The organism is Dethiosulfatibacter sp. (genome assembly GCF_983023055.1).
In genome coordinates this window covers 1-3,372 of the sequence record NZ_CEZJXU010000285.1, presented here as the reverse complement: position 1 = coordinate 3,372, position 3,372 = coordinate 1, and the positions used below count along the sequence as shown (strand labels likewise).

Below are 3,372 nucleotides of genomic sequence, written 5' to 3'. Positions count from 1 at the left end.
CTTTAACAAGTTCCTTAAGTACGCTATATTTGATTTCCTGTACGTGATTTTCAAAATTTTTCATTTCCTGCTCCTGTTTCATATGAAATAGTGTTTTTTATATAATAATTTGCACTATTTTCCTTAATAATATATCGACTTTACTGTTTTTCCGCACATGGTTAGTTCCTTCATGAGAGATTCAAGAATGTTGAACTTTATATTGTAGCCTACTGGAAAGTCAGGATTCTGATGTGCCGGATTCACAGCCCTTCCTATGTGGAAGTTTATATGGGTGCTGTTTTTCACGAGTACTTTCACAAGAAGGTCTACACCGTTGTATTCACTAATCTTTATATCCTCATCAAAGGCTGAACGGTTGTAGCATTTCACCTTTTCAAGTGCCTTTCCCAAAGTCAGTACTCCCTCAGTAACCAGGTCGAATCCTTTAATATATGCTATTGGAGGTATATCAGGCGATATGGTGTCATTATCCACCTCAATGTCTCTTTTCAACTCCCTTGATGCTATAAGGGCAGTAGTTCCTCCGCAGATAACCTTCTTCCCTTCTCCTTCAGCCATCCTCTGCGCATAAAAGATATCAAGATTTCCATCACGGGGAGGTCCTGTAAATACATCCACTACGGAAGGCTTCTTCATCTTTACTGTCACAATTGTAGTATCGTCTCCCGGCTTGTTGTTGTAAAGGTTGCTGCATACTCCCAGGAAGTTTCCGTTAATAAGATTAGCTGAATCATTTACATGATTGAGGTTCATGAGGTATTCGTTGATTTCATTCCATGCCCAACCAAGGTTTAGCATCTGTCCTACTCCTGCATGGACGGCACCGTCACTTACTACACTTATGGAATCTCCCTCCTCCAGTTTTATCTGACTTTCAAATATCTTCTTCCCTGATATTATGGTTTCCTTCTTGTCCAGGGGAATATCCCTTCCATGTCTGTAGAAAAATACTGGAGGATTGTCGTATTCTGCCAGATACATATTCCTTTCCTTGTCAATCTTTATCATTGTAAAAGTGGAATAGGCAAGTTTTCTCACCTGGCAGGTAGGCAATGTGTTTATTATGGTTTCAACGGTGTCTCTAAGAGTTGCTCCCTGCTTCAACATGGTTGATGCTATCTTTGATGTCATTGTGGAGAGTATGCTTGCCTTCACTCCGCTTCCAAGTCCGTCTGACAGTACTATTACAGCTTCATCCTCGTTGTTTATTACAACTACATTGTCCCCACAGAGCTCCTCTCCATGCTTGTTTATGCTTTTGTAATTTATATCCAGGTAACAACTCATTTTATTTCACCCTCTTCATTTTCTACAACCTTCTTAAGGTTTAAAAGAGCTATTTTGGCTTCTGCCGTTGTTTCTCCAAGAAGTCCCGCTATCTCCTGAGCAACCCGCATCTGCCTGTCTATTACATTGTTTACCGTATCAAGGGTGTTAAATTTAAGCTGTGCGAGCTCCATATTTCTATTCTCCTCATCTGTCACGTTGGAGAATAATCCGTATATGAGTTTATGCTCCTTTATATGTATGATATTTTCCTTCACCTTCAGTCCGTAGTTTGGAAAATTGATTTTTTTATCGATAATGTTTTTGCCTTCCCTGACAACTTCGTCAAAATCGTTTGAAGCCATTATCATATCTATATTTTTGCCTTTTATATTGTTGAGCTTTACATTAAATACTTTTTCTCCCTGAGGATTGATATCCAGTACATTTTTCTCCTCATCCATCAGTATGAGTATGTTTGGTGAATACTCGAAGATTATGTTTGAAAGCCTTTCAGCCTGCATTCTCATATATGGAATACACATTTCAGGATGAGAATTTCCTTCATATACTGCAACAGCCTTATCCCTGCATGAATCATATCCACAGGCTCCGCAGTTAAGTTCGTCATCCTTTGAATATTTACCCATTTTAGCAAGAATTTTTGTCATTTCCTCTTCACAAATTAATGGAGGTGAATATTTTTTCCTTTTAAATATCCTATCGTAAGGTCGCAGTCTATCCAGATTTTCGAAATGTTTTTCTTCGATATTCTCCTGCTCCAGTCTGCCTATGGAGTCCATTGCCCTTATCTTTCTTTTATAGACATTGTCATAGGACTTTGGAACTGCAGGTCCACCAATGCACCCACCTCTGCATACATTAGCCTCTATGCAGATATTATCTATTTCTCCATCTCTTAATGCCTCGAAGATCATCATGCAGTCTTCAAGTCCGTTAACTGACATTGATGTCATGCTGTTTTTTTCTATAGTCTTTTCAAGTCCAGCAAGTATTCCTCTTTCAATAGGATATCTAGAGCCTAACTTCCCTGCTTCCATATCAGGTATCATCTCTTCACAGTCAGCAATTAGAATATCCTCTTCCCTTAACCAACCTTCAAGCTCCTCGAAGGAAATAACAGCATCGATTATACTCTGCTTCTGATACCCGTAAGCTTCAATCTTTTTTGATATGCAAGGTCCAAGGAATACCACATATGAATTATATCCATGTTTTTCCTTAAGCAGCTTGCTGTGGATAATCATTGGAGTGTCAACTGGTATTATACTGTCCCCTATTTCTGAAAAGTATCTTCTGATTAGAAGGTTTACCGAAGGACAACAGGATGTAATTACACTCTTACCAGGATTTTCATCCATATACCTGCCGTAAAGATCCGTAACTAGTTCAGCCCCTACTGCTGTTTCTTCAACTGTATCTATCCCTAGCTTCTTAAGCGCTCCAATAAGTTTTTTATAATTAGGATATATTCCTCTGTAGCTGGGCGCTATACTTACTATTACTTTTTTTCTTTTCAGTGCTTGCTTCACATTGTCAAGGTCGCTGTGGATGTTTCTTGCATTCTGCGGACAGACATTGAAGCATCTTCCACAGCCAATGCACCTGTCTTCTATGATTTCCGCCTGGTCGTTTACTATCCTTATAGCCTTTACCGGACAATTCCTCACACATTTATAACAATTTTTACAATTTGCGGGATAAAAATCCATAATCTTCATATTAGCAACTCCATGCAATATTTTTGTTGATGAATTCTTCAACACTGTCAGGTGATACTGAATAAATCACTTCATCAACTTTCACTGAAACAGCCTCTGTACAGTGACCCAGACAGAATGAAGCTTTAACCACAAAATCATTTTGAAGTTCATTATCCTTTATCCAGTTTTTAAAATAATCTATTACGTCATATGAGCCCTTTAGATGACACGCACTACCTACACATACAAATATTTCATTCATTAGACTACTCCTCTATACTTTTATATTGTCTTACATTTTTATTAAATATAGTTTTTGTTCTTTTCACCGATATTATATATCTGAAAAATATTAAAGTCAATAGTTTTTGTTAAATTT

The 3,372-nt window shown here is 37.8% G+C and carries 3 protein-coding genes; all 3 read right to left on the bottom strand.

Going from position 1 to position 3,372, the window contains the following annotated elements; genetic code table 11:
- Positions 1-123: 123 nt before the first annotated feature.
- From AC3AX0_RS09700 to AC3AX0_RS09690, 3 genes are read right to left on the bottom strand one after another with little or no spacing between them, the layout of a single operon-like run.
- A complete protein-coding gene (locus AC3AX0_RS09700; protein ID WP_487550089.1) occupies positions 124-1,290 on the bottom strand; it encodes a SpoIIE family protein phosphatase in 1,167 nt (388 codons plus the stop codon).
- Positions 1,287-3,011 carry a [Fe-Fe] hydrogenase large subunit C-terminal domain-containing protein gene (locus AC3AX0_RS09695; protein WP_487550088.1) on the bottom strand — a complete coding sequence of 575 codons (1,725 nt, stop codon included), beginning with the start codon at positions 3,009-3,011 and terminating at the stop codon, positions 1,287-1,289. Before AC3AX0_RS09695 ends, AC3AX0_RS09700 begins: the two co-directional genes overlap by 4 nt.
- A 1-nt stretch (position 3,012) precedes the next feature.
- Positions 3,013-3,255, bottom strand: coding sequence for an NAD(P)H-dependent oxidoreductase subunit E (locus AC3AX0_RS09690; RefSeq protein ID WP_487550087.1), 243 nt, complete (start codon positions 3,253-3,255; stop codon positions 3,013-3,015).
- Between the last annotated feature and the right edge of the window lie 117 nt (positions 3,256-3,372).